The organism is Pantoea latae, assembly GCF_002077695.1.
In the GTDB taxonomy this organism is placed as follows: domain Bacteria; phylum Pseudomonadota; class Gammaproteobacteria; order Enterobacterales; family Enterobacteriaceae; genus Pantoea; species Pantoea latae.
Window position 1 is genome coordinate 214480 of record NZ_MWUE01000017.1, and the last position, 24508, is coordinate 238987.

The 24508-nt window shown below is 63.0% G+C and carries 16 protein-coding genes; 6 read left to right on the forward strand and 10 right to left on the reverse strand.

Annotated features, from left to right (window positions below; all coding sequences use genetic code 11):
* Nucleotides 1-2: 2 nt before the first annotated feature.
* Nucleotides 3-2705 (reverse strand): HTH-type transcriptional regulator MalT, encoded by a 2703-nt coding sequence (malT, locus tag B2J69_RS12430; protein ID WP_081139601.1) that lies wholly within the window; start codon nt 2703-2705, stop codon nt 3-5.
* A gap of 280 nt (nt 2706-2985) precedes the next feature.
* Between malT and malP the strand changes: the two genes are divergently transcribed.
* The 3 genes from malP (at nt 2986) to B2J69_RS12445 (ending at nt 8515) form a co-directional block, all read left to right on the forward strand.
* On the forward strand, nt 2986-5388 hold the full coding sequence (gene malP, locus B2J69_RS12435) for a maltodextrin phosphorylase (protein WP_081139602.1): 2403 nt from the start codon (nt 2986-2988) through the stop codon (nt 5386-5388).
* A gap of 8 nt (nt 5389-5396) precedes the next feature.
* Entirely contained in the window at nt 5397-7460 is a 2064-nt protein-coding gene (malQ, locus tag B2J69_RS12440) for a 4-alpha-glucanotransferase (RefSeq protein WP_081139603.1), read from the forward strand.
* 128 nt (nt 7461-7588) lie between these two features.
* Nucleotides 7589-8515 carry an Rpn family recombination-promoting nuclease/putative transposase gene (locus B2J69_RS12445; RefSeq protein ID WP_081139604.1) on the forward strand — a complete coding sequence of 309 codons (927 nt, stop codon included), beginning with the start codon at nt 7589-7591 and terminating at the stop codon, nt 8513-8515.
* Nucleotides 8516-8801: 286 nt separating this feature from the next.
* On the opposite strand, the gene malM is transcribed toward B2J69_RS12445, so the two are convergent.
* From malM to malK, 3 genes are all read right to left on the reverse strand, one after another.
* Nucleotides 8802-9707, reverse strand: coding sequence for a maltose operon protein MalM (gene malM / locus B2J69_RS12450; protein WP_081139605.1), 906 nt, complete (start codon nt 9705-9707; stop codon nt 8802-8804).
* Between the two features lie 117 nt (nt 9708-9824).
* Nucleotides 9825-11126 (reverse strand): maltoporin, encoded by a 1302-nt coding sequence (locus B2J69_RS12455; RefSeq protein ID WP_081139606.1) that lies wholly within the window; start codon nt 11124-11126, stop codon nt 9825-9827.
* 41 nt (nt 11127-11167) lie between these two features.
* Nucleotides 11168-12277 (reverse strand): maltose/maltodextrin ABC transporter ATP-binding protein MalK, encoded by a 1110-nt coding sequence (malK, locus tag B2J69_RS12460; RefSeq protein WP_081139607.1) that lies wholly within the window; start codon nt 12275-12277, stop codon nt 11168-11170.
* A 362-nt stretch (nt 12278-12639) separates the two neighbouring features.
* Here malK and malE point away from each other — a divergent pair, with 362 nt between their 5' ends.
* Genes malE through malG form a run of 3 tightly spaced genes read left to right on the forward strand, consistent with a single transcriptional unit; the run spans nt 12640 to nt 16321 of the window.
* On the forward strand, nt 12640-13830 hold the full coding sequence (gene malE, locus B2J69_RS12465) for a maltose/maltodextrin ABC transporter substrate-binding protein MalE (RefSeq protein WP_143806283.1): 1191 nt from the start codon (nt 12640-12642) through the stop codon (nt 13828-13830).
* Nucleotides 13831-13888: 58 nt separating this feature from the next.
* A complete protein-coding gene (malF, locus tag B2J69_RS12470) occupies nt 13889-15421 on the forward strand; it encodes a maltose ABC transporter permease MalF (protein ID WP_081139609.1) in 1533 nt (510 codons plus the stop codon).
* Between the two features lie 9 nt (nt 15422-15430).
* Nucleotides 15431-16321, forward strand: a complete 891-nt coding sequence (gene malG, locus B2J69_RS12475) for a maltose ABC transporter permease MalG (RefSeq protein ID WP_081139610.1) — start codon at nt 15431-15433, stop codon at nt 16319-16321.
* A gap of 96 nt (nt 16322-16417) precedes the next feature.
* Here malG and B2J69_RS12480 read toward each other — a convergent pair whose 3' ends face one another.
* From B2J69_RS12480 to B2J69_RS12505, 6 genes are read right to left on the reverse strand one after another with little or no spacing between them, the layout of a single operon-like run.
* Nucleotides 16418-17224, reverse strand: a complete 807-nt coding sequence (locus B2J69_RS12480) for an ABC transporter permease (protein ID WP_081139611.1) — start codon at nt 17222-17224, stop codon at nt 16418-16420.
* Complete coding sequence (locus B2J69_RS12485; protein ID WP_081139612.1) at nt 17214-18083, reverse strand: ABC transporter permease; 870 nt, start codon at nt 18081-18083, stop codon at nt 17214-17216. Before B2J69_RS12485 ends, B2J69_RS12480 begins: the two co-directional genes overlap by 11 nt.
* Nucleotides 18083-19141, reverse strand: a complete 1059-nt coding sequence (locus tag B2J69_RS12490; protein WP_236722721.1) for an ABC transporter ATP-binding protein — start codon at nt 19139-19141, stop codon at nt 18083-18085. Before B2J69_RS12490 ends, B2J69_RS12485 begins: the two co-directional genes overlap by 1 nt.
* A gap of 20 nt (nt 19142-19161) precedes the next feature.
* A complete protein-coding gene (locus B2J69_RS12495) occupies nt 19162-20238 on the reverse strand; it encodes an ABC transporter substrate-binding protein (protein ID WP_081139614.1) in 1077 nt (358 codons plus the stop codon).
* On the reverse strand, nt 20231-22243 hold the full coding sequence (locus tag B2J69_RS12500; protein ID WP_081139615.1) for a hydantoinase B/oxoprolinase family protein: 2013 nt from the start codon (nt 22241-22243) through the stop codon (nt 20231-20233). Before B2J69_RS12500 ends, B2J69_RS12495 begins: the two co-directional genes overlap by 8 nt.
* A complete protein-coding gene (locus B2J69_RS12505) occupies nt 22240-24309 on the reverse strand; it encodes a hydantoinase/oxoprolinase family protein (protein ID WP_081139616.1) in 2070 nt (689 codons plus the stop codon). The genes B2J69_RS12500 and B2J69_RS12505 overlap by 4 nt, the downstream gene beginning before the upstream one ends.
* Nucleotides 24310-24508 lie beyond the last annotated feature (199 nt).

Here is a 24508-nt window from a genome sequence, read left to right on the forward strand (position 1 = left end):
GGCTAGACATAGCCCATCATTTTCAGCATCGACTGCGCCTGATGCATCGCCTCGGCGCGATGAGTGACGCCCAGCTTCTGATAGAGGTTGCGGATGTGGGTTTTGATGGTGGTGGCGGCCACGTCGAGTTCGCCGGCGATCTGGTCGTTGCTGTAGCCGGAGTAGATTAACCCCAGCACCTGCCACTCGCGCTGGGTGAGCGGGCTGGTGCGGATCAGCTCCGGTACGTCGGGATGGTTGAGCAACCGGCTCACGAACCCTTCGTCGAAATGGGCGAATTTATGGCGATGATATTTGTTGATCTCATTGAGGATGCGCCGCGCGCGATGGCTGTCCAGCTCCTCCAGCGTGTTGAGCTGGATAAGCTGCCGCAGCTGCTGCGCCATGATCTCGCCCTCAATCACGAAGTGGCTGATAAAGCCGGTGCCGCGCGCCAGCTTCAGCGCCTCGATCAGCGCGCGCTGCGCCTCGGCTTTACGCCCGGTTTGCCAGTAGATCTGATTAAGCAGCAGCAGATTGCGGTTCATATCGCTCATCAGGCGCAGCGCGCGCGCATTCTCGTTCAGCTCCTCCAGCACCACTTCCGCCTGGGTGAGGTCGCCCTGCAGAATCTGGGCGCGCGCGATGTTGCGCCACTGCCCCTGTAAAAAGTGGTTATTGGCGAATTCAGGTTTCGCGGTGTGGCGCATCCAGTGGCTGGCGCTCTGCACGTCGCCCGTCATCTGCCAGTAGATCACCCGGACTTTGTCGGCGTTGGCGATCCAGTCGCTGTGCAGGCTGCCGTTGTTCAGCAGGTTCTCCAGCCGGTTCAGGTAGCTGCGCGCGTTGTCGATATTGCCGCGCGCCAGCGAACACTGCACCAGCAGCCCCAGGCACTGGATCTGCTGCTGCGGCGGATAGCCTTTCAGCACTTTTATGCCTTCGCGCGCCGCCTGCTCCGCCTCGTCCAGCCGTCCCCAGGCCCACATCAGCTGCGCGCGGATGCGCAGCAGAAATTCGTGCAGCGGAAACTGCGCCAGATGCTGCTCGCCCACCAGCACAAAGGCTTTCTCCTGAATCTCCCACGCCGCCTGCAGGAAACCCTGCGCGAACAGGATCTCGCTTTGCTGGATCAGGCTCCAGAGCGCGTAGTGCCAGGCGTCGTCGCGCCGCGCCATCTGTTCGGTCTGACGCATCAGCGCCAGCGAACGGGCCAGCTCGCCTTTGCAGTGCATCACCTCGCCATGCACCGAGGTGGCGACGATGCGGCTGTAGCGGCGGCTTTCCGGCAGGGTCGCCAGCGCCAGCCGGGCAAGCTGCTCCGCCTCGTCGGCGTTGCCGTCATTGATCGCCACCTGCGCGCGCACGGCGTTGAATTCGCCCTGCAGCGCCGCGTCGATCTCGCAGCTGCACGCCTGCTCGAAGGTCGTCAACAGGCGGTTGACCTCGGAAAAGCGGTGCTGGCTCTGCATCAGCCAGGCCTGCAGCAGCACCAGTCTGGGGTTCGCCAGCAGCATCGTCCAGGGCAGCGCCTTAAGGGATTGCTCCAGCAGCGCCAGCTCGCTCTGATTGAACAGCGTCCAGGCGTGCTCCAGCAGCACCTCGCACAGCATCGCGGCGTCGCCCGAGGCGAGCGCATGGTGGATCGCCTCGCCGGGGAATCCCTGCGCCATCCAGCCTTGCGCCGCCGCGCGATGCACCGCCGGCAGCTCGGCCGCCAGCTCCCACTGGCAGCGCTGGCGCAAAAAAGAGCCGAACAGCGGGTGATAGCTGAACCACTGTCCCGAATCGTCCATGCGCTGCAAAAACAGCCCCTGCCGCTCAATCTCCTCCAGCCGCATGCGGCCGTTGGCTTCGCCCGTCACGCAGGCGACGAGATCGTCATTCATCGAGCGCAGCAGCGCGCTTTTCAGCAAAAAGTGGCGCGTCGCGTCATCGACGTTATCCAGCACCTCCTCCACCAGATAGTCGGCGAGATGGCTGGCGTTGATGCCGGAGAGCCGGCGCGCGGAGTCCTGCGCCGATCCCGCGCCCTGACGCGCCGAGAGCGCAATCAGCTGTAGCGCGGTCGCCCAGCCCGCCACGTCGTCGCACAGCTGCCCGCTCTCTTCGGAGGCGATTGGCGCGCTGAGCCGACAGTCGAAAAACTGCTTCGCCTCCTGATGAGTAAAGGCGAGCTGCTGGCTGCCCAGCTCAAGCAGCTGCTCGCGCACGCGCAGATTGGCGATGCCGAGCTGCGGCAGATTGCGCGACAGCACCACCAGCGTCAGGTTGTTGGGCTGGTGGCGCAGGAAAAAACGCATCGCCTCATGGATGGCGGGATTGGTGATGTGGTGATAGTCGTCAACAATCAGCCAGAGCGGCTGATGCCATTCGGTCAGCTCGATAAACAGCTGGGCGAACAGCGCGTTAAGATTGACGTACTGCCGCTTCTGCGCCAGCGTCTCGCTGCGGCTGCAGCCGCCCTGCGTCGCCTGCTGCAGCGCCGCGATAAGATAATCGGCGAAGCGCTCCGGCTGATTATCGCCCTCGTCTAATGAATACCAGCCCAGCTCTTTTTTATCCGCCGCCCACTGCGACACCAGCGTGGTTTTGCCGTAGCCGGCCGGGCTGGTGATCAATACCAGCCGGTAATTGCCCGCTGCGGTGAGTTTTTGCAGCAGCCGAGCGCGGGTGACGGTGCTTTCAAGGCGGACGGGACGACTCAGCTTCGAGGGAATCAACATGGGCGCACGCTTCTCCATTAACGTTCAGCGCATCATTTTTTTACGCTTCGTAATTAATCGTCATACACGTTCAGCGATTCGTTAACGTATTGCAAGCGAACCTGTAAGTCAGGCTTAACAAAAGCGAGTGTAATCACACTCCTGCTCCGATTTCAGATTTACCCTGGCTTCTGCGCCCTCGTTATCCTCCCTGCTGAATTTGATGCAGGAGGAGGAGCCTGGTAAAGGGGATCGGCACACTGGCCGTCATCCCTTTTCGTTCTGACAGGAAGCCCAGCATATGAACCCGCAATCCTTCGATACTGCCCGTTTCAACGCCGCGCTGACGCGCCAGTGGCAGCGCTTCGGCCTGCGCGACGCGCAGCAGATGACTCAGCAGCAGTGGTGGCACGCCCTGAGCGGCGCACTGGCCGAACAGCTGGCGGAGCAGCCGGCGCAGCCCGCATCCGGGCCACAGCGCCACGTCAACTACCTCTCTATGGAGTTCCTCACCGGGCGGCTGACCGGGAATAACCTGCTTAATCTGGGCTGGTTTCAGGCGGTCAGCGACGCGCTCGCCGTCCATGGCGTTGCCCTGAGCGAGGTGCTGGAGCGGGAGACCGATCCGGCGCTCGGCAACGGCGGCTTAGGCCGGCTGGCGGCCTGCTTTCTCGACGCCATGGCCACCACCGGCCAGCCCGCCATCGGCTACGGCCTGAACTATCAGTACGGCCTGTTTCGCCAGCATTTCGTTGCGGGGGCGCAGCAGGAGGAGCCGGACGACTGGGGACGCGATCGCTACCCCTGGTTTCGCCACAATGCCGCGCTGAACGTGCAGGTCGGGCTGGGCGGAAAAGTCATCGAGGAGAACGGCGTTGCGCGCTGGGAACCCGCCTTTCTGCTGCAGGGTGAAGCCTGGGATCTGCCGGTGGTCGGTTATCGCAACGGCGTGACGCAGCCGCTGCGCCTCTGGCAGGCGAAACACGCCCATCCCTTTAATTTACAGCGCTTCAACAACGGCGATTTCCTGCGCGCCGAACAGCAGGGCATCGACGCGGAAAAGCTGACGAAGGTGCTCTACCCCAACGACAATCATCTGGCAGGAAAAAAACTGCGCCTGATGCAGCAATATTTCCAGTGCGCCTGCACCCTGGCCGATATCCTGCGCCGTCATCACCAGGCGGGGCGCGCCATTGAGACGCTGCCCGACTATGAAGTGATCCAGCTTAACGACACCCATCCGACGCTGGCGATCCCGGAGCTGCTGCGCCTGCTGCTCGACGAGCATCAGCTGTCATGGGAACAGGCGTGGCGCATCACGCAGCGCACCTTCGCCTACACCAACCATACGCTGATGCCGGAGGCGCTGGAGTGCTGGGATCTGCGCCTGGTGCGCACGTTGCTGCCGCGCCATCTGCAGATTATCAACACCCTGAACGCGCAGCTGAAAAAAGTAGTCGAGGCGCGCTGGCCCGGCAACGAGGCGATCTGGGCGAAGCTGGCGGTGGTGCACAATCAGCAGCTGCGCATGGCAAACCTCTGCGTGGTCAGCGGCTTCGCGGTCAATGGCGTTGCCGCGCTGCACTCGACGCTGGTGGTGCAGGATCTTTTCCCGGAGTATCACGCGCTGTGGCCGGAGAAGTTTCATAACGTGACCAACGGCATTACGCCGCGTCGCTGGATAGCGCAATGCAACCCGGCGCTGACCGCGCTGATTGACAGTCGGCTGCAGCGCCCCTGGCTTAACGATCTCGATGCGCTGAGCGAGCTGGCGCCGCTGGCGGATGACGCGGCCTTTCGCGCCGAGTATCGTGCCATCAAGCAGCAGAATAAGCGTGCCCTGACGCGCTGGATCGAGGAAAAAAGCGGCATCCGCGTCCAGCCCGACGCCCTGTTCGACGTGCAGATCAAGCGCCTGCACGAATACAAGCGCCAGCACCTGATGCTGCTGCATATCATCGCCCTGTGGCAGACCCTGGTAAGCGATCCGCAGGCGAACCTGACGCCGCGCGTGATGCTGTTTGGCGCCAAAGCCGCGCCGGGCTATGCGCTGGCGAAGAATATCATCTACGCCATCAACCAGGTTGCTGCCGTGGTCAACGCCGATGCGCGCGTCGGCGATCGCCTTAAGATCGTGTTTATTCCTGATTACAACGTCTCGGTGGCGGAGCGGCTGATCCCCGCCGCTGACCTTTCCGAGCAGATCTCCACGGCGGGCAAAGAGGCCTCCGGCACCGGTAATATGAAGCTGGCGCTTAACGGCGCGCTGACGATTGGCACGCTGGACGGCGCTAATGTGGAGATCGCCGAGCAGGTCGGCGAGGAGAATATCTTTATTTTCGGCCATACCGTTGAGCAGGTCAGCGCGCTGAAGCAGGCAGGCTACGCGCCAGCGACGTGGCGCAAAAAAGACGCGCAGCTGGATCGTGCGCTGACCGCGCTGGAGGATGGCACCTTCAGCAACGGCGACCGCACGGCTTTCGCGGCGCTGGTGCAGAGCCTTGGTGCGGAAGGCGGCGATCCTTATCTGGTGCTGGCGGATTTCCGCCACTATCTCAACGCCCAGCAGCAGGTGGAGGCGCTGTGGGCCGACCCGGAAGCCTGGACGCGCGCCGCCATCCTGAACACCGCGCGCTGCGGCATGTTCAGCGCCGATCGCGCCATTCGCGACTATCAGCAACGTATCTGGCAGGCCGCGCGCTGAGGACGCCTATGAAACCGAATACCCATCTTGAGCGCGCCGGGCTGATTGCGCCCGACTATATCGACGCCCACGGGCGGCCGCAGCAGGTCTCGGCGCTGACGCGCGATCGCCTGCTGGGGCTGATGCCTCCCTCTTCAGACGGCGCGTCGCCGCTGCCGGCGGCGGTTGTTTTTCACCAGGGCGAGCCGCTAATGCTCTCCCCCGTGCTTTTCGCGCCGGCTGACTGGCAGCTGACCAGCGAGACGGGCGAGCGCTGGTCTGGCCGCTGCGCGCCGGGCGAGACGATAGCCCTGCCCGCTTTGCCGGACGGCTACCATCAGCTGACGCTGGAGCATGAGACGCAGCGCGACAGCTGCTGCATTATCGTCGCGCCGCGCCGCTGCTATGAGCCGCCCGCGCTGCTGGCGGGCGATTCGCTGTGGGGCAGCTGCATCCAGCTCTATACGCTGCGATCGGCGAACAACTGGGGCATCGGCGACTTTGGCGACCTGCAACGGATGATCGTTGAGACGGCGCGGCACGGCGGCGCCTTCGTCGGGCTCAATCCGCTGCACGCCCTGTTTCCCGCCGAGCCGGAAAGTGCCAGCCCCTACAGCCCTTCGTCGCGCCGCTGGCTCAATATTCTCTACATCGACGTCGGCGCGGTGGCGGATTTTCAGCACAGCGAGGCGGCGCAGGCCTGGTGGCGGTTAGAGGCGACGCAACAGGCGCTGCAGGCGGCGCGGCGCGCGGAGTGGGTCGATTACCCCGCCGTGACGCGCCTGAAGCTGGCGGGGCTGCGGCTGGCCTGGCGGCAGTTCCAGCAGCGCGACGCGGAAGACGCGGAGGTGACGGCGTTTGACGCCTTTATTGAGGCGGGCGGCGACAGCCTGCTGTTTCAGGGCGTATTCGACGCGCTGCATGCTGAGCGCCGCGCGCAGAGCAGAGCGTGCCACGGCTGGCAAAGCTGGCCGGAGGCCTTTCAGCGCCCTGACAGCGCCGCCGTGCTGGCATTTCGCATCGAGCAGAGTGATAAGGTGCGTTTTTATCTCTGGCTACAGTGGCTGGCGGCGCAGCAGTTCGCGGCGTGCTGGCAGCGCTGTCAGCAGCAGCAGATGGCGATCGGCCTCTACCGGGATCTGGCGGTGGGCGTGGCGCGCGACGGCGCCGAGACCTGGCGCGAGCGGGAACTTTACTGCCTTGAGGCGAGCGTCGGCGCGCCGCCCGATATTCTAGGCCCCTTAGGACAGAACTGGGGGCTGCCGCCGATGGACCCGCAGGTGATGGCGGCGCGCGCCTTCGACCCCTGGATCACCCTGCTGCGCGCCAGCATGCAGGACTGCGGCGCGCTGCGCATCGACCATGTGATGGCGCTGCTGCGCCTCTGGTGGATCCCGCAGGGTGAAAGCGCGGCGGAAGGCGCCTATGTGCATTATCCGCTGGACGCGCTGCTGGCGATCCTGGCGCTGGAGAGCCAGCGCCACCGCTGCATGGTGATAGGCGAAGATTTAGGCACCGTGCCGGCGGCGATCGTCGACAAGCTGCGCGACGCGGGCGTTTACTCCTATAAGGTGCTCTATTTCGAGCAGGCGTCGCAGCAGGCCTTTCGCGCGCCGGCGCAGTGGCCGCGCCAGGCGATGGCGGTCACCACCACGCACGATATGCCGACGCTGCGCGGCTGGTGGCGCAGCGACGATCTGCGTCTGGGCAGCGCGCTGGGCCTCTATCCAGACAAGGCGGTGCTGGCGGGGCTGTATCGCGACCGGCAGGCGGCGAGGACAGCGCTGCTGCGCACCCTGCTGCGTAGCGGCGCGCTGCCGGCGCGGCAGCGCTATCAGCGCGGCGGCGCACGGATGACCCGCGCGCTCAGCCTGGCGATTCTGGGCTATCTGGCGGGCACACAGAGCGCGCTGCTTGGGCTGCAGCCGGAAGAGTGGCTGGATATGGCGACGCCGGTAAACGTGCCTGGCACCACCGATGCTTATCCTAACTGGCGCCGCAAGCTCAGCGCGACGCTGGAGGAGATGTTCAGCGATCCGGCGGTCGAGACGCTGCTGGCGGCGGTCGATCGCGGCAGGAAGGGGATGAAATAGAAGAGAGGCGTTAGCCCGCCGCGCGCGGGCTGACGATGATGCGCGCTGGCTTCCATGTTGACACCCTACACCGGTAAATCGCCCCTGTAGCTGTGGTATTATTGCCGCAGATTTCAGAGACTAAGCCGATGAAAAAGAAAAACACCCCTACGCCCCATGATGCCACTTTTCGTCAGTTCCTGACGCAACCGAACGTCGCGCGGGATTTTATGCAGCTGCATTTGCCGGCAGAGCTGCGCGCTATTTGCGATCTCAGCACCCTGAAGCTGGAGTCCGGCTCGTTCGTCGAAGACGACCTGCGCCAGTATTTCAGCGACGTGCTCTACAGCCTGAAAACCACAGCGGGCGACGGCTATATCCACGTCCTGATTGAACACCAGTCCACGCCTGACAGACATATGGCTTTTCGCCTGATCCGCTATGCGGTCGCCGCGATGCAGCGTCACCTCGGGGCGGGCCATAAAAAGCTGCCGCTGGTGATACCGGTGCTGTTCTATACCGGCAAACGCAGCCCCTACCCTTATTCGACGCGCTGGCTCGACGAGTTCAACGATCCGGCGCAGGCAGAACGCCTTTACAGCGGCGCCTTTCCGCTGGTAGACGTGACGGTCATTTCGGATGACGAGATCATGACCCATCGCAGTATGGCGGCGCTGACGCTGCTGCAGAAACATATTCATCAGCGCGACATTGCGACCCTTACCGATCGGCTGGCCACATTGCTGATGGCCGATTATCTTTCTTCACCCCAGGTAACGGCGCTGATACACTATTTACTGCAGGCAGGCGAGTCAGCTGATTACGAAGCCTTTGTTCGCGAACTGGCACAGCGTGTGCCGCAACATGGAGACGCACTCATGACCATTGCACAGCAGCTTGAGCAGAAGGGCATCGAGAAGGGAATTCAGCTCGGTGAGCAACGCGGTAAAGAGAAAGGTGAGCGCGATGCGGCCCTGAAAATCGCCCGCAGCCTGCTAAAAATGGGAATGCCCCCTGAATCTGTGCTTGACGTCACCGGCCTGTCTGCTGATGACCTGGCGCAAATTCGCCATTAATCTGCAATGACAATCGCCCAGCAGTGCGGGTCGCGCTGAAGCCCTTGTGAAAGGTCGTACAGAAGAGGAACGTGAAGCTATTCTGAAAATCGCTCGTTCCATGCTGAAAAAGGCGTTGACCGCCATTCCGTTATGCTGATGACAAGCCTTTATATCGACGACCTTGAGCACATCCCTCATCAATATTAGTGATACCACTCCTTTAAGCACCCTTTTCCTGATATCAAGATAAAAAAGGTGCGCCGTAGCGCACCAGGTGGGGCAACTCAGCACTGTCGGGGCGGCTTCACCCCTTGCCTTTAACACTGCTGATAAAGGTTTTGCGCGCCGACGTCGAACCCAGTCGTTCCGCCTCGTCCAGCAGCTTGAGGGCCTTGTCGATATTGCCCTGATCCACCGCCTGACGAATGCTCTGATTAAAGTAACTCTCTGTGTCGTCCACCAGCGGCGCTGCTGGCGCGGTGCGGGCCGCCGCCTGCGCAACCGGCTGGGTGTTGCCGACCGTGACCGGCGTCGGACCTGAGGAGCCAAACAGCGGACCGACCAGAATCGACGACGCAGAGCTGGTAGAGACTTTCAGCTTAATCTTGCCCTCCAGCCCGTGGCGCGCGATCGGATCGGGAATATCGGGCACCGCATGGCCGGTGCCTCTGGCGTAGGCTTTCGCCGGATCCACCAGCGTGGTGGTCTGGCTGAGGTCCTGCGCCGTGGTGAACACCAGCAGGTAAATTTTCTGCTGGCCGAGCGCAGGCGTCAGCTTCATCACCCCTTCCAGGCGATCGGCGCTCATCACGCCCGGCTGCTGATAGCTGAAAAAGCGGCTCGGGAACCAGGCGGCGGGACGCAAATTCTCGTCGAGCACCAGCACGTTGGGGGCGAACACCTGATTGTGCGCTACCTCGCTGCTTAGCGTTACCGTCAGCTCGCCCTGGTTGGCCGGCAAACTGTAGGCGGCAACCGGCCCGCTAATGCCCGCGACGTTAAGCTGCGTGCCGCCCTGCGTGAGCAGGGTACTCTGGACGCGCGAGGTATCGACAGGCTGCCAGCTCAGGCGCTGCAGGCTCGCGGTGGGAATGGTCGGCGCGGCGGAGAGATCCTGCGGCACCAGGTTGATATCAGCGTATGCGGGCAAGGCGAGGCTGGCCAGCAGCGCGGCGCTCAGGCAGAGCGCGGACAAGGTTTTCTTTTTCATTATCAGGGTCTCAACAGGCTGTCAGGCAGCCGCTCAGGCCAGGCAATGGCCGCGGCTGCCCAAAAAGCGCCGTACGCGCAACGCACGGCGTCTGTTTGGGTTACAGGCGCTGGCGGCTTACCACCAGATCTCCATCTGCGCGCCGAAGCTCCACTCATCGTTGTCGCCGCGGCTGCTGGTGAAGAGGCCGTTGCCGGTGCTGTCTGCGGCGGCCAGCGAGGTCAGATCGCCAGAGGCGTCTTTGCTGTAGCCCCACTTCTCATCCCATTTGGCGTAGGTGGCGAACAGACGCAGCGCCGGACGCGACCAGATGCTGTCGCCCGCCTGCCACTGCTGCGCCAGCGTGATTTTGTACTGGCCGTTGCGTTCGCTGACCTGCTGCGACTTGACGTTGTCGTAGCCCACTTCCAGCAGGGTGCTCATGATCGGCGTCCATTTGTACATCGGACGCACGCCGACGGTGTACCACTCGGTGCCGCGGTTGTTATCCAGATCGGTGTTCTGGTACATCGCCACGTACATCAGATCCCAGCGATCGGCGAGGGAAATAGCGCCGTGATCGAGCACGCGGTACATCTTGCCGTTGTTGTTAATATTGGTGCCTTGGGGTAGCCCTTTGCCCTGCGACGTCAGCGCGTCGGTGGCGTACTGCAGCACAAACTTGTTATAGCCCTTGAGCATGCTCTGGGTGTGCTCCGCCGTGAACATCCAGCCATCTCGCGACGCGCCGTCTTCGATGCGGTAGTCGTCGCGCGCGTTGGCGCGGCCATAGTCGACGCCGAGTTCCAGCACGCCGTCCGGGTTGGTCTCCAGCCCGGCCAGGCGCACGTCGAAGACGTCGTTGGCGGTGCTGGTGGCGTAATCGCGGATGCGATCGCTGGAGAAGGTGTAAGAGCCGCCCGCTTCAGAGGAGCGCGTCGCCGCGAAAGAGAGTTTGCCGAAGCCAAGATCCACATCCTCCAGACCGGCGCCGGGACCCGAGATATCCCAGTAGTAGAAGTCGATCATATGCACGTCGTGGCGCTGGTAGAAGCGTTTACCGGCCCAGATGGTGGAGCCTGGCAGCGCGTCGATCAGGTTTTTGCCTTTGACGTTCGCCTCGCGGAAGGCGGGCGAAGTCGCTTCCCAGTCATTCTGTTGCGCGACCGAGTAGGCGACGTTGGTGTCGAAGTAGAAGCTCTTGTCGCCCTCTTTCCACACTTCCTGGCCCAGCTTCAGCTCGGCGTAGGTTTCGCATTCGTTGCCCAGACGGTATTTGCTTTGCGCGCCGGTGGCCTGAAAGCACTGTTGTTCGCCGCCGCTGCCGGTCCAGCCGATGCCGGAACGGGCGTAGCCGGTAAAATCGACCGCCATCGACGGGGCCGAGAGGGTGCCCGCCGCGATGGCGATAGCAACGGGAAGTTTGCGCAGAGTTAACATTTTCTTTCTCCTGAGGTCATTGCTTTTATTGTTTTGCAGGGCTACACACCAGGCTCCTGATGCAGCCTGCGACAGGCGCTCCCGTCCTCGCGGAACAGGTGACAGCGCTCCGGCGGCAGGCCAATGCCCATCAGGGCGCCCTCTTCTACCAGCACGACGTCCTCCTGGCGGTAGACCAGGTTTTGACGGATAGCGGGGATCTGGATATGGATTTGCGTTTCATTGCCGAGCTGCTCGACCACCTGCACCTCGCCTTCAAGCGTGACGTCGGCGATATCGCTGGAGAGCAGATGTTCGGGACGAATGCCCAACGACATATTGCTGCCGACCTGCACGCCCGCGCTCTCGACCGGCAGCCAGATGCGCTGATCGTTGGGCAGACGCACCTGCACCTGATCGATGGCGGTGGCGGTAACCTTGACCGGCAGAAAGTTCATGCGCGGCGAGCCGATAAAACCGGCGACAAAGCGGTTGGCGGGATAGTGATAAAGCTCCAGCGGACGGCCGACCTGCGCGATGCGCCCGGCGTCCAGCACCACGATCTTGTCCGCCAGCGTCATCGCTTCGATCTGATCGTGGGTGACGTAAATCATGGTGCGCTTCAGGCGCTTATGCAGGCGCGAGATTTCAATGCGCATCTGCACGCGCAGTGCGGCGTCCAGGTTGGAAAGCGGCTCGTCCAGCAGAAAGACGCGCGGCTCGGCGACCAGCGTGCGGCCGATGGCCACGCGCTGGCGTTGGCCGCCGGAGAGCGCTTTCGGTCGACGATCGAGCAGGTGCGCCAGCTGCAGCACTTCCGCCACCTGATTGACGCGCTGCTGGATCTCGGCGCGCTTAGCGCCCGCCAGCTTCAGGCCGAAAGACATGTTTTCCGCCACGGAAAGGTGGGGATAGAGCGCATAGGACTGAAACACCATGCCGATGCCGCGCTCGGCGGGCGGCACCTCGTTCATGCGCTGGCCGCCGATCAGCAGCTCGCCGCGGGTAATGGTCTCCAGACCGGCGATCATACGCAGCAGCGTGGACTTGCCGCAGCCCGACGGGCCGACGAACACCACGAACTCCCCTTCGCCGATTTCCAGATTGATGTCTTTCGAGACCAGGGTGTCGCCCCAGGCCTTGGTGACATTGCGTAACGCGACGCTCGCCATGATGCTTTCCTCTCCGCTTGCCTGTTCTTGCCCGCATCGCCGCGGGCAGACTCCGGCGACCACTATGGGAAAGGTTCATTCAGAGCGCATCCTCCGCCGCAGCGGCTTTAGCTGGGGGATGAGAGAGGAGGAGGAGGGGATGGCGCGCGGCGGCGGCGCGGCGCGCCTCAACGCTTTTTTGTGACTAACCGCGCAGAGTTACGGCGGCAGGAGTGTGCGCCAGACCGTGAAAACGGCCCGGTTTTGCAACGGCGATCACGGCATGGCGCCGCCAGGCGTAGATGGCGGGAGGATGAGAAGCCGCAGCGGATCGCCACACTGTGCGGGACAACGATTTCCGTTTCCGCTAACAGGATGGAGTTATGACAATGAAAACCGGCGCACGCATTTTTGCCCTTTCCGCCCTTACGGCCATGCTGTTTTCGGCCTCGGCAATCGCCAAAATCGAAGAGGGAAAACTGGTTATCTGGATCAACGGCGACAAAGGCTATAACGGCCTCGCCGAGGTCGGCAAAAAGTTCGAGCAGGACACCGGCATTAAAGTGACGGTCGAGCACCCGGATAAAATGGAAGAGAAGTATCCGCAGGTGGCCGCCACCGGCGACGGCCCGGATATTATCTTCTGGGCGCACGACCGCTTTGGCGGCTATGCCCAGTCGGGGCTGCTGGCGGAGATCTCGCCGGATAAGAGCTTTCAGGAGAAGCTTTTTCCTTTCACCTGGGATGCGGTGCGCTTCAACGGCAAGCTGATCGGCTACCCGGTGTCGGTCGAGTCGCTGTCGCTGATCTATAACAAAGATCTGCTGCCAACCCCGCCGAAAAGCTGGGAAGAGATGGCGGCCATCGACAAGCAGCTGCGCGCGAAAGGCAAAAGCGCCATTATGTTTAACCTGCAGGAGCCCTATTTCACCTGGCCGCTGCTGGCCGCCGGCGGCGCCTACGCCTTTAAGAAAACCAGCAGCGGCTACGATGTTAAAGATGTCGGCGTCGATAACGCCGGCGCGAAAGCGGGCATGACGTTCCTCGTCGATCAGGTTAAGGCCAAAATCCTCAACGCTGACACCGACTATTCAATCGCGGAAGCCGCGTTCAACAAGGGCCAGACCGCGATGACCATCAACGGTCCCTGGGCGTGGAGCAATATCGATAAAAGCGGTATCAACTATGGCGTCACGCTGCTGCCGACCCTGAATGGCAAACCCGCAAAAACCTTTGTCGGCGTGCTGAGCGCGGGCATCAACGCGGCCAGCCCGAACAAAGAGCTGGCGAAAGAGTTTCTGGAGAACTACCTGCTGACCGACGCCGGGCTGGACGCGGTGAACAAAGATAAACCGCTGGGCGCGGTAACGCTGAAGTCGTTCCAGCAGACGCTGGAAAAAGATGAGCGCATCGCCGCCACCATGAGCAACGCGCGCAGCGGCGACATTATGCCGAATGTCCCGCAGATGGCGGCGTTCTGGTACGCGATGCGCACCGCAACGCTGAACGCCCTGAGCGGCCGTCAGAGCGTTGACGCCGCCCTGAAAGACGCGCAGGCGCGCCTGAATAAGTAACGCCTCTTCCAAAGCCGGTTCGCGCCGGCTTCTCCCTGTTGTTAAGGAACACCGAATCATGTCAGGAAAACCGAAAAAAGGAGGCGTCAGCCCGCTGCTGAAGCGACTCCTCGTCGGGATCTGCTGTCTGCTGGTCGGCTACCTTCTGGTGCTGATGTATGCGCAGGGCGAATATCTGTTCGCGCTGCTGACGCTGATTGTCAGCGCGGCGGGCATCTGGATTTATGCTAACCGGCGCGCCTACGCCTGGCGCTACGTCTATCCCGGGCTGGCCGGCATGGCGCTGTTTGTGCTCTTTCCGCTCGCCTGTACCGTGGCGATTGCCTTCACCAACTACAGCAGCACCAACCAGCTCACCCAGGCGCGCGCGCAGCAGGTGCTGCTGAGCCGTCAGTATCAGGACGGCGTCGGCCTGAACTTCTCGCTCTATCCCGCAGGCGATCGCTGGCAGCTGGTGTTAACCGCCGACGGCGAAAGCTACGTCTCCCCGCCCTTCGCCTTCGGCGGCGAGCAGCAGCTCACTATGGCGCCCGGCGCGGCGCCGGGCGGGCAGCGCGCAACGCTGAAGGTGGTCACCGGCAACCGACAGGCGCTGAGCCAGATACGCGCCCGGCTGCCGGACGGTCGCGAACTGGTGATGAGTTCCCTGCGGCAGTTCTCCGGCACGCGGCCGCTCTATCAGCTTACCGCCGACGGTCGGTTGAAAAATCAGCAAAGCGGCGAGCTGTATCAGGCGAACGGTCAAACCGGCTTCTTCCAGGGCGTCAACGCCGACGGCAGCTGGCGCGGCGAACAGCTCAGCCCCGGCTTTACGGTTAATGCGGGCTGGAAGAACTTTCTGCGCGTCTTCGCCGATGAGGGGATCCAGAAACCCTTCCTGGCAATTTTCGGCTGGACGGTGCTGTTTTCGCTGCTGAGCGTGCTGCTGACCGTCGCGGTCGGCATGGTGCTCGCCTGTCTGGTGCAGTGGGAGGCGCTGAAAGGCAAAGCGATCTATCGCGTGATGCTGATCCTGCCCTATGCCGTGCCGGCCTTTATCTCGATACTGATTTTTAAAGGGCTGTTCAACCAGAGCTTCGGCGAGATTAACGTGCTGCTCAACGCGCTGTTCGGCTTCCAGCCCGCCTGGTTTAGCGATCCGCTGCTGGCGCGCGGCATGCTGGTTATCGTCAATACCTGGCTGGGCTATCCCTATATGATGATCCTCTGTATGGGGCTGCTGAAGGCGATCCCGGATGATCTCTACGAGGCGTCGGCGATGGATGGCGCCGGACCGCTGCAGAATTTCTTTTTAATTACCCTGCCGCTGCTGTTAAAGCCGCTGATGCCGCTGATGATCGCCAGCTTCGCCTTCAACTTTAACAACTTCGTGCTGGTGCAGCTGCTGACCAACGGCGGCCCCGATCGACTCGGCACCACCACGCCGGCGGGCTATACCGATCTGCTGGTGAACTATACGTGGCGCATCGCCTTTGAGGGCGGCGGCGGCCAGGACTTTGGGCTGGCGGCGGCGATCGCCACGCTGATTTTCTTACTGGTGGGCGCGCTGGCGGTGATTAACCTGAAAGCGGTGCGGATGACGTTCGACTAAGGAGGCGTTATGGCTATGGTACAACCGAAATCGCAGAAGCTGCGTCTGCTGCTGACCCATCTGCTGCTGCTGGCGTTTATCGCCGCGATCCTCTTCCCGCTGCTGATGGTGATGGCGATTTCACTGCGCGCCGGCAACTTTGCCACCGGCAGCCTGATCCCGGAACAGATCTCCTGGGAGCACTGGCGGCTGGCGCTGGGGTTCAGCGTGACCCATCCCGATGGTCGCGTCACGCCGCCGCCGTTCCCGGTGCTGCTGTGGCTGTGGAACTCGGTGAAGATCGCCACCATTAGCGCAGTGGGCATAGTGGCGCTTTCTACCACTTGCGCCTATGCTTTTGCTCGCATGCGCTTCGCGGGGCGCGCCAGCCTGTTGAAAGGGATGCTGATTTTTCAGATGTTCCCCGCCGTGCTGTCGTTGGTGGCGCTCTATGCGCTGTTCGATCGCCTGGGGCAGTATCTGCCGTTCCTGGGACTGAACACCCACGGCGGCGTAATTTTCGCCTACCTGGGCGGCATCGCGCTGCACGTCTGGACGATTAAAGGCTATTTCGAAACCATTGACGGGTCGCTGGAAGAGGCGGCCGCGCTGGACGGCGCCACGCCGTGGCAGGCGTTTCGCCTGGTGCTGCTGCCGCTCTCGGTGCCGATCCTGGCGGTGGTGTTTATTCTGGCGTTTATCGCCGCAGTAACCGAAGTGCCCGTCGCTTCGCTGCTGCTGCGCGACGTTAACAGCTATACCCTGGCGGTCGGTATGCAGCAGTATCTCAACCCGCAGAACTATCTGTGGGGCGATTTCGCCGCCGCCGCCGTGCTCTCCGCTATCCCGATTACGCTGGTGTTTCTGCTGGCGCAGCGCTGGCTGGTCAGCGGCCTGACGGCGGGTGGCGTAAAGGGCTAACCTCTTCATCATTGCAGTGCCACTGCTTCCTCAATACTAACCATAATTGAGGGTTTTTGGCGGCCTTCGGGCCGCCGTTTTTATTGGTGCGCTACGCTACATCAGCTTGACCAGCCCCAGCGTTTTCTCAATCACCACGAGGATCAGTACCGCCAGCAGGATAAAAATCACGGAGATAGCGTTGACGGTAGGATCGAACGTCTGGTCAACATAGTTGAACACCCGCACCGGCACGGTAATGGTGTCGGGCGCGCTAAGAAACAGGCTCACCGAAACCTCGCCAAACGAGGTGACCGCCGCGAATACCGCGCCGGCCATGATGCCGGGTTTGATCAGCGGCAGCGTCACCTTGCGAAAGCTATACCAGCGTCCGGCGCCCAGGCTCATTGACACCGCTTCTAGCCGGCGATCCATTGCAGCGAGACTGACGCTCACCGTGCGCACTACGTAAGGAAGCGCCACCACCACATGGCCGATGACCAGGCCGCTAAGGGAACCGGCGATGCCTGCGGCGGTCAGCACGTAGAGCAGCGCGATGCCGAGGACTACCTGCGGGATCATTAGCGGCGACAGGATAAACGCCTGCAGCGCGCCGCGGTAGCGAAACTCCAGGCGCGCCAGCGCCCAGGCCGCGAAGGTGCCGAGCGCCACGGTTACCGGCGTCGCGACTATCAGCAAGAGGGCGCTGACGCTCAGCGACGTCATCCAGCCCTCGTCCTGCATTAACGCCTCGAACCAGCGCAAAGAAAAACCGTGCGGCGGAAACTGCGGATAGGGATCCGGGCTAAAGGCGGAGAGCGCGATCACCAGCACCGGCAGCGCGAGAAACAGATAGACCAGCGCGCCCGCCGCCGTCACGGCAAGACGGCTCAGCCGCAGCGTCAGGCTGCGATCACTCACCATGATTTTTCTTCTCCCAGCGTTTGAGAAAGTGCCCTGCCACCGCCGCTACCGCGAGGGTCATCACCAGCAGCGTAAGCGAGAGCGCCGCCGCCAGCGGCAGATTGGCGATCTGCATCGCCTGCTGATAAATGGCGATTGGCAACAGCGGCTGCAGCCGGCCGCCAATCAGCAGCGGCGTGATGTAACTGCCCGCCGCCAGCGAAAAGACAATAATAAACCCGGTTAGCATGCCCGGCAGCGTCAGCGGCAGCACCACGCGACGGAAGGTTTCGCCCGGCGTGGCGCCCAGACTCATCGACGCCAGACGCAGCGACGGCGCAATCTCGTTCAGCGAGGTAATAAGCGGCAGCACGGCAAACGGCAGCATCACCTGCACGTAGGCGATAATGACGGCATTCATATTCCACAGCAGGCTGAGCGGCTGGGGGATCAGCCCGGTAAAGAGCAGTACGCTGTTAATCAGGCCATTTTGCGCCAGCAGCACAATCCAGGCGAAGGTGCGTATCACCACGCTGGTGAGCAGCGGCGAAATCAGGATCACGTAGAGCAGCGTGCGCCAGCCGCGGCGCTGGGTGGTCACCAGCAGCCAGGCCGCAGGCCAGGCGAGCAGCACGGTGACCGCCGCCGTGAGCAGCGAGACCCAGAGCGTGGTCCAGAGCGCGTGCAGATACTGCGCATCACCGAACACCGCCGCATACTGCACGAAGCTGTAGCCCGGCAGCGGGTTGAGCAGCGCATCGACACGCGTCAGGCTCTGGTCGAACAGCAGCAGCAGCGGCACCAGCAGAAACAGCAGCAAAAAGATCAGGCTGGGCGTCAGCATTAGCCAGGGAAAGGCGTGGCGCGTCGGCAGCTTCATCAGGCGACCTCCTGCGCGGGCAGCACGATAAGGTCCTCAGCGCGCCAGCTGAGCCAGCAGCGTTCACCGATGCGCGGCAGCCGCTGAAAGCGCGCTTCGGCCGGCTGAAGATGCAGCTGGCCGCCGCCGGGCAGATCGCAGACCAGCCGCAGCGTCGCGCCGGCAAAAAGCACCTCGCTCAGCACGGCTTCCGTCTGGTTAACGCCTGTCGGCGAGGGTGTGGCGGAGAACTGAATGCGCTCTGGCCGCAGGATCAGCAGCCTGGATCCTGGCGCAAACTCGGCCGCCGCCAGCCGCAGCGGCCGATCGGGCGCGCTAAAGTGGTGTTGCGCACGGTATTCTCCGTTTTCCGCCGTCACCTGAAACAGGTTCGCCTGACCGACAAACTCCGCCACAAAGCGATTTGCCGGCTGCCGATAGAGGACGGCGGGCGAACCGATCTGCTGCAGCTCACCCTGCCCTAAAATGCCGATGCGATCCGACAGGGTCAGCGCCTCTTCCTGGTCATGTGTCACCAGAATGGTGGTAATGCCGACGCGCTGCTGCAGCGCGCGCAGCTCTTCCTGCATCTCCTTACGCAGCCGCGCATCCAGATTGGAGAGCGGCTCATCCAGCAGCAGTACCTGCGGCTGGATCGCCAGCGCGCGGGCAATGGCCACGCGCTGCTGCTGGCCGCCGGAAAGCTGGTGCGGCATTCGCGCCGCCAACCCGTCGAGCCGCACCTGCTGCAAGGCTTCGCTGATGCGCCGCTGCTGCTCGTCGCGCGGCAGCTTGCGCACCTTTAGCCCGAATGCGACGTTCTCCCCGACGCTGAGATGGGGAAACAGCGCGTAGTTCTGAAACACCATGCCGATATTGCGGCGGTAAGGCGGCAGCGCGGTCACCTCCTGGCCCGCCAGCGAAACGCGTCCGCTATCGGGCGCGATAAATCCGGCGACGATATTCAGCAGCGTGGTTTTACCGCAGCCGCTCGGCCCTAACAGCGAGAAGAACTCGCCCTGTTCGATACGGATGCTGACATTATTCAGCGCGCGATGGTTGTTAAATCGTCGCGCCACGCCTTCTATCTCCACTACGCTCATTTTGCGCCGCCCAGCGCCTGGCTCCAGCGCCGCGTCCAGTCCGCCAGCTGCGGCGTCGCGGCGCTATAGTCGATCCAGATCAGTTTGCGATACGCCTCTTCGCCTACCTGCACCTGTTTCTTAAGATTATCGCTGTACTGCACGTCCTGGTTGGTCATGCCGTATAACGATTTATCCGAGAAGGCTTTTTGCACCTCGGCGCTGGACATGGCGTTCACCACTTTATAGGCGTTGGCCAGATTAGGCGCGCCTTTAGGGATCACCCAGTTGGCCGCGCCGACGACCGCGCCATCTGAGGGATAGACGAAGTCGATTTTCATGCCCTGCTGTTTCAGGGCAAAGACGCGGCCGTCCCAGTAAGGCACTACCCAGGCGTCGCCGCGCTCCAGCAGCGTCTGGATCGCGCCGGGACTGTCGGGAAACGCCACCGCGTTGTCGCGCAGATCCGCCAGCTTCGCGAACGCTTTGTCGACCGCTGCGGGCTGATTCAGCTCGCCGCCCAGCGCATGCACCAGCCCGGCGAAAAATTGCAGGCCCGCCGCATAGGTGGGCGAGGAGATGGCGACGTGGCCTTTATATTCCGGCTTCCACAGGTCCAGCCAGCTTTTTGGCGGCGTTTTAACTAAGTCGCTGCGATAGGCCAGCCCGAGCTGACCCAGGCTAAAGGCGGCCGCGTAGGTCTGGTTGTCGTAGACAAAGCGCGACTGCACGCTGGGATAGAGGCGGCTGAGGTTGGGGATATCTTTGGCGTCCAGCGGCTGCAGCAGGCCTGCCGCCTGAGCGCGCTGCACCGTATCAGGCTGAAAAACCACGATGTCATAGGGCGAGCGACGGCCTTTGGCGGCGCGCAGTTTGGCAAACCACTCCGCATCCGCGCCGGGCACGACCGTTAATTTAAGGTGGTTCTCTTTGGCGAACTGCTCCAGACCGGAGGCGCGAATGTTTTTTTCCCAGTCGCCGCCGTAAACACCGACCACCACGGCATCCGTCGCGTCAGCCGCCACGGCGGCAGAGGTGAATAACAGGCCCGCCAGCGCGGCGAGCAGAACATTTTTATTATCATTTTTACGCATGGCCATCTCCTGGCGTTGAGGATGTTAACTGCATTTCCAGCGCGCGCAGCGCGACGGCAAAACGGTGCCGCGCAGGCGCGATGTCTGAACAGGTGTCACGTGGGAAGGTCGCGGGCAAGAGCGCCAGCGCCGGCTGAAAGACGGCGTTCCGGGCGCGCAGCCGCTCAGGCGCGCTCAGGGGATAGAGCAGCTGATTGAGCCGCGTCAGCGCGCGGGCGTCGAAGACCGCCTGCCAGTTTTCCCGCGCGACGCCCAGAGCGGACAGCCTCTGACGCGGCGCCTGACGCCGCGCCGCGGTCGCCGCCCGGTCAATGCCGTCAGCGCCGATAACGACGCCATACTGCTGCGCAGCCATATCGACAGTGATGAGCTGGTTGTCGACGTCCCGTTTCACGGCGTCGGGATCGCGGCAGAAGGGATCGCCCCAGCCTCCGCCGCCCGGCGTCTGCAGCAGCACTTCATCGCCCGCGCTAACGGCAAGCAGGTCGATCTTGCCCAGCAGGCGTTCGCTCTCTTTTCCTGGATTAAGCGTCATGACGCTGGGGGCGGCGGCGCCTCCGCCTTTCACCCCCCACGGCTGGAACAGCATGCGCTCCATGCCGCGCGCCAGCAGCGTGGTGTCATCCTGTAAAATGCGGATATGGATCTGCTGACCCATTCCGCCGCGCCATTCGCCGGCACCCGCAGAACCGGGACGCAGCGCATACTGCAGGATCTCGATATGGGTTTCCGCCTCGACCATCTCCACCGGGTTGTTCGCCAGATTGGAGATACTGTTGTCGCGGCCGTCGATGCCGTCCCGGCCATAGCGCGCGCCGCCGCCGCCCACCATCGGCTCGATAACCTGTACGTTCTGCTCTTTGCCGTCGCGCGCCGTCTCCGCCACCACGAAGGGAATAATGGTGCCGCCGCTGGCCGCGGGCATCACCTCCGGCAGCGCCTGCCCCAGCAGGCCGTTAAGCAGGTCGTTCACCCGCACCGCCGTCGCATGACGGACGCCGACGGCCGCGGGATAGCGAGGATTGACCAGCGATCCCGCTGGCGCGTAAAGGCTCACCGGCTCCAGCAAACCGGCGTTAAGCGGCACGCTCTTATCCAGCGTGCAGACCAGCGCCAGAATACGCAGCGTCAGCCAGGCATGAGGCTCGCCGTGGCTCGGAATATTGATGGCCGCCGCCACCTGCGCGTCGCTGCCGCTAAAGTCGAGATGCACCGTGCCGTCGCGAAAGGTGGCGTTCAGCGCCAGCCGCACCGGCAGACCGCTGCCTGCAGCGTCATCCAGGTAATCCTCGAACGCGTAAACCCCGTCCGGTATGCGGCGCAGCACCTGACGCGCGCGCGTCGCCGAGTAGGCCTGGAGATCCTGCTGGGCCTGGATAATCTGCTGGCGGCCATGCTGCGCGGCAATGCGCGTCAGCCGGGCGCGTCCGGTTTGCAGCGCGGCGAGCATCGCCTGAATATCGCCGGCGATGGCCTCCGGCGTGCGGCTGTTAGCCGTCAGGATAGCCATTACGTCGTGGTTCAGCGCGCCGGCGCGCACCAGCTTCACCGGCGGGATCTGCAAGCCTTCCTGAAAGATATCGCTGTTGGTGGGCGAAATGCTGCTCGGCACGCGGCCGCCGACGTCTGAGGCGTGCAGGAACGCCCAGCCCCAGGCCACCAGCTCGCCGTCGACGAACCAGGGAGCCAGCACCTGAAGATCCGGCAGGTGGGTCGCCAGCCCGCGCGAGCGCCAGGGATCGTTGGTGAGGATCACATCGCCAGGCTCGATATCCGCCACCGCGTCAATAGCGGCGAGCGCGTTCAGCCCGACAAAACCCGATACGCCGATGCCTTTGGGATAGGCGAAAAAGCGTCCCTCGCGGTCCGCTACCGCGCAGCAAAAATCAGCGGTTTCTTTCACATAGAGCGTGCGCCCGGTGCGCTGGAGAATGTGGCACATCTCTTCCGTCAGCGCGGTGAGTTTCTGATTGAGGATCTCAAGCGTGATGGCGTCCAGTTTCATGGTGCGACCTCCTGCTGACGTGTAATCAGTAGGTTGCCGGCCGCATCGAGCTGGGCCGACCAGCCCGGCAGGATCAGCGTGGTCGTATCCTCCTGCTCCACCACGGCGGGTCCCGGCACCAGGCTGTCGAACGGGATCTGATGACGCTGCCAGATACGCGCCTCGACCCAGCTATCGCGCAGATAGAGCGCGCGGGTCACGGGCGCATCTGGCGCCGGGTGCGGCTGATACGCTTTTTCCGCTGCGCGCGGCAGCGGCGCGATGAGCGCGAGACGCAGGGTAGTCAGCTCCACCGGCGCGTCGGCGCTGGCGAAGCCGTAGCGCTGCTGGTGCAGCTGCTGAAAACGCTGCACTATCGCCGCCAGCGTCACCTCTTCCGGCGGGCCGAGATCGACGGTCAGCTCATAGGCCTGTCCGCTATAGCGCATATCCGCCTCGACAGTGAAGCAGGCATCGCGGCTCAGCGCGCGCGCCTGCTGCTGGAACCACGCTGTTGCCTGTTCGCGCAGCGCGCTGACGCTTTCGCTGATGCTGACGAAAGTAGTTTGGTTAATGTGAAGACGCAGACTACGCACAAAATCGCGCCGGATATCGGCGGCAATTGCGCCTTGCGCGCAGAACGTCCCCGGGCGCAGCGGCACCAGAATGCGGTTAATTCCCGCCTCTTCGGCGAAAAAGTTAGCGTGCGTCGGCCCCGCGCCGCCGAACGGGATCAGCGTTAGCTGGTCGGCGACAAGACCGCGCTGCGCCAGCGCGGTGTTTAGCGCCGTCGCCATCTGTGCGGTGGCGACGGCGATCGCGCCGCTGGCGACGCGCTCAGCGCTGTAGCGCGCATCCTCTCCCAGCTGCGCGCCGAGTCGGTCGAGCGCGCGGCGCGCGGCGGGCAGACTGAGGGGGATGGCGCCGGCCAGCGTGGCGTCTGCGGGTAAAATACCGCTCAGCAGATAACAGTCGGTGAGCGTGGGTGCATCGCCGCCGCGCAGGTAGGCGACGGGTCCAGGCTCGGCGCCCGCGCTTTCCGGTCCGACTTTCAAAATGCCGTACTCATCCACGCGAACGATCGAACCTCCGCCCGCGCCGATGGCGGAGACACCGACAACCGGCAATATCAGCGGCAGGCCACCAATGTCGGTGCGGTTCACCCGCTCGACTTCGCCTTCCGCCGAGAGTGAGATATCGCTACTGGTGCCGCCCATGTCGAAAGAGACAAATCCGCAGCCGTTGGCAAGCTGCGCCGCGGCGATGGCGCCTGACGCCGGACCTGAAAGCAGCGTATCCACCGGCCGCTGCTGCGCCGACGCCAGCGGCAGCACGCCGCCGTTAGAGGCGGTGATCAGCAGCGGCGCGTCGATCGCCCGTTGCGCCAGCAGCGCATGCAGGCGGGTAAAGTAGCGCTGCATCAGCGGCTGAATACAGGCGTTGAGGACGGCCACCAGCGTGCGTTCATATTCGCGGATTTCCGGCCAGAGCTGCGCGGAGGAGATGACCGGCAGCCCGTCAAGCTGCTGGCCGATTAGCGTCGCCAGCTCGCTTTCGCGCTGTGGGTTGGCATAGCCGTTGAGCGTCACCAGCGCTACCGCGCTGACCTTAAGCTCAGCTATTTGCTCCGCCAGCTGCGCCAGGTCTGCCCCTGTCGGCCACTGGGTGACCGCGCCTGTCGGGCTGAAACGCGCCGGGATCTCAAGCACGCGCTGACGCGGCAAAAACGGCGGCTCGCGATCGGCGTGAAAATCAAAAGAGGATGGCATACGCGCGCGCGCAATCTCCAGCACGTCGCGAAAGCCGCGCGTGATCACCAGCGCAATGGCGGCCCCGCGCCGCTGGATAATGGCGTTTAGCCCCAGCGTCGTGCCGTGCAGCACCAGCGAGAGCGCGCTGGCAGGCAGCTGGCTCTTGAGCAATATCGCCTGTAGCCCTTCGCTGACCGCTAAGGCCGGGTCGGCCGGCGTGCTGGGCTGTTTATGAAAAAAGCGCTGCTGGCGTTGCGGATCGTAAAGGACAAAATCTGTAAAAGTGCCGCCGACATCCACGCCGACTGTTGCGCCGGCTGCGGGAGTGTTATCCACCGTTTTTCTCCTGCACTGCTGATTAGTCAGGTTATTTGTCGCCTGTGTAAGCGGCTAATCTCCTTTGCTTTAGGCGTCAACACGACTAACAAAAATGACTAAGCTTTGCTGGATATCGCAAGAAGGCGCGGCTGTGCCCGTTACTGACTATGCTTCCCTTAAATCCAGCTAAGCGGTTTGGGCGGGATGTTTTATGGTG

Bases quoted from the DNA above. Each gene is read 5' to 3' on its own strand.
- malT (WP_081139601.1), bottom strand. From the start codon at position 2,705: ATGTTGATTCCCTCGAAGCTGAGTCGTCCCGTCCGCCTTGAAAGCACC.
- malP (WP_081139602.1), top strand. From the start codon at position 2,986: ATGAACCCGCAATCCTTCGATACTGCCCGTTTCAACGCCGCGCTGACG.
- malQ (WP_081139603.1), top strand. From the start codon at position 5,397: ATGAAACCGAATACCCATCTTGAGCGCGCCGGGCTGATTGCGCCCGAC.
- B2J69_RS12445 (WP_081139604.1), top strand. From the start codon at position 7,589: ATGAAAAAGAAAAACACCCCTACGCCCCATGATGCCACTTTTCGTCAG.
- malM (WP_081139605.1), bottom strand. From the start codon at position 9,707: ATGAAAAAGAAAACCTTGTCCGCGCTCTGCCTGAGCGCCGCGCTGCTG.
- B2J69_RS12455 (WP_081139606.1), bottom strand. From the start codon at position 11,126: ATGTTAACTCTGCGCAAACTTCCCGTTGCTATCGCCATCGCGGCGGGC.
- malK (WP_081139607.1), bottom strand. From the start codon at position 12,277: ATGGCGAGCGTCGCGTTACGCAATGTCACCAAGGCCTGGGGCGACACC.
- malE (WP_143806283.1), top strand. From the start codon at position 12,640: ATGACAATGAAAACCGGCGCACGCATTTTTGCCCTTTCCGCCCTTACG.
- malF (WP_081139609.1), top strand. From the start codon at position 13,889: ATGTCAGGAAAACCGAAAAAAGGAGGCGTCAGCCCGCTGCTGAAGCGA.
- malG (WP_081139610.1), top strand. From the start codon at position 15,431: ATGGCTATGGTACAACCGAAATCGCAGAAGCTGCGTCTGCTGCTGACC.
- B2J69_RS12480 (WP_081139611.1), bottom strand. From the start codon at position 17,224: ATGGTGAGTGATCGCAGCCTGACGCTGCGGCTGAGCCGTCTTGCCGTG.
- B2J69_RS12485 (WP_081139612.1), bottom strand. From the start codon at position 18,083: ATGAAGCTGCCGACGCGCCACGCCTTTCCCTGGCTAATGCTGACGCCC.
- B2J69_RS12495 (WP_081139614.1), bottom strand. From the start codon at position 20,238: ATGCGTAAAAATGATAATAAAAATGTTCTGCTCGCCGCGCTGGCGGGC.
- B2J69_RS12500 (WP_081139615.1), bottom strand. From the start codon at position 22,243: ATGAAACTGGACGCCATCACGCTTGAGATCCTCAATCAGAAACTCACC.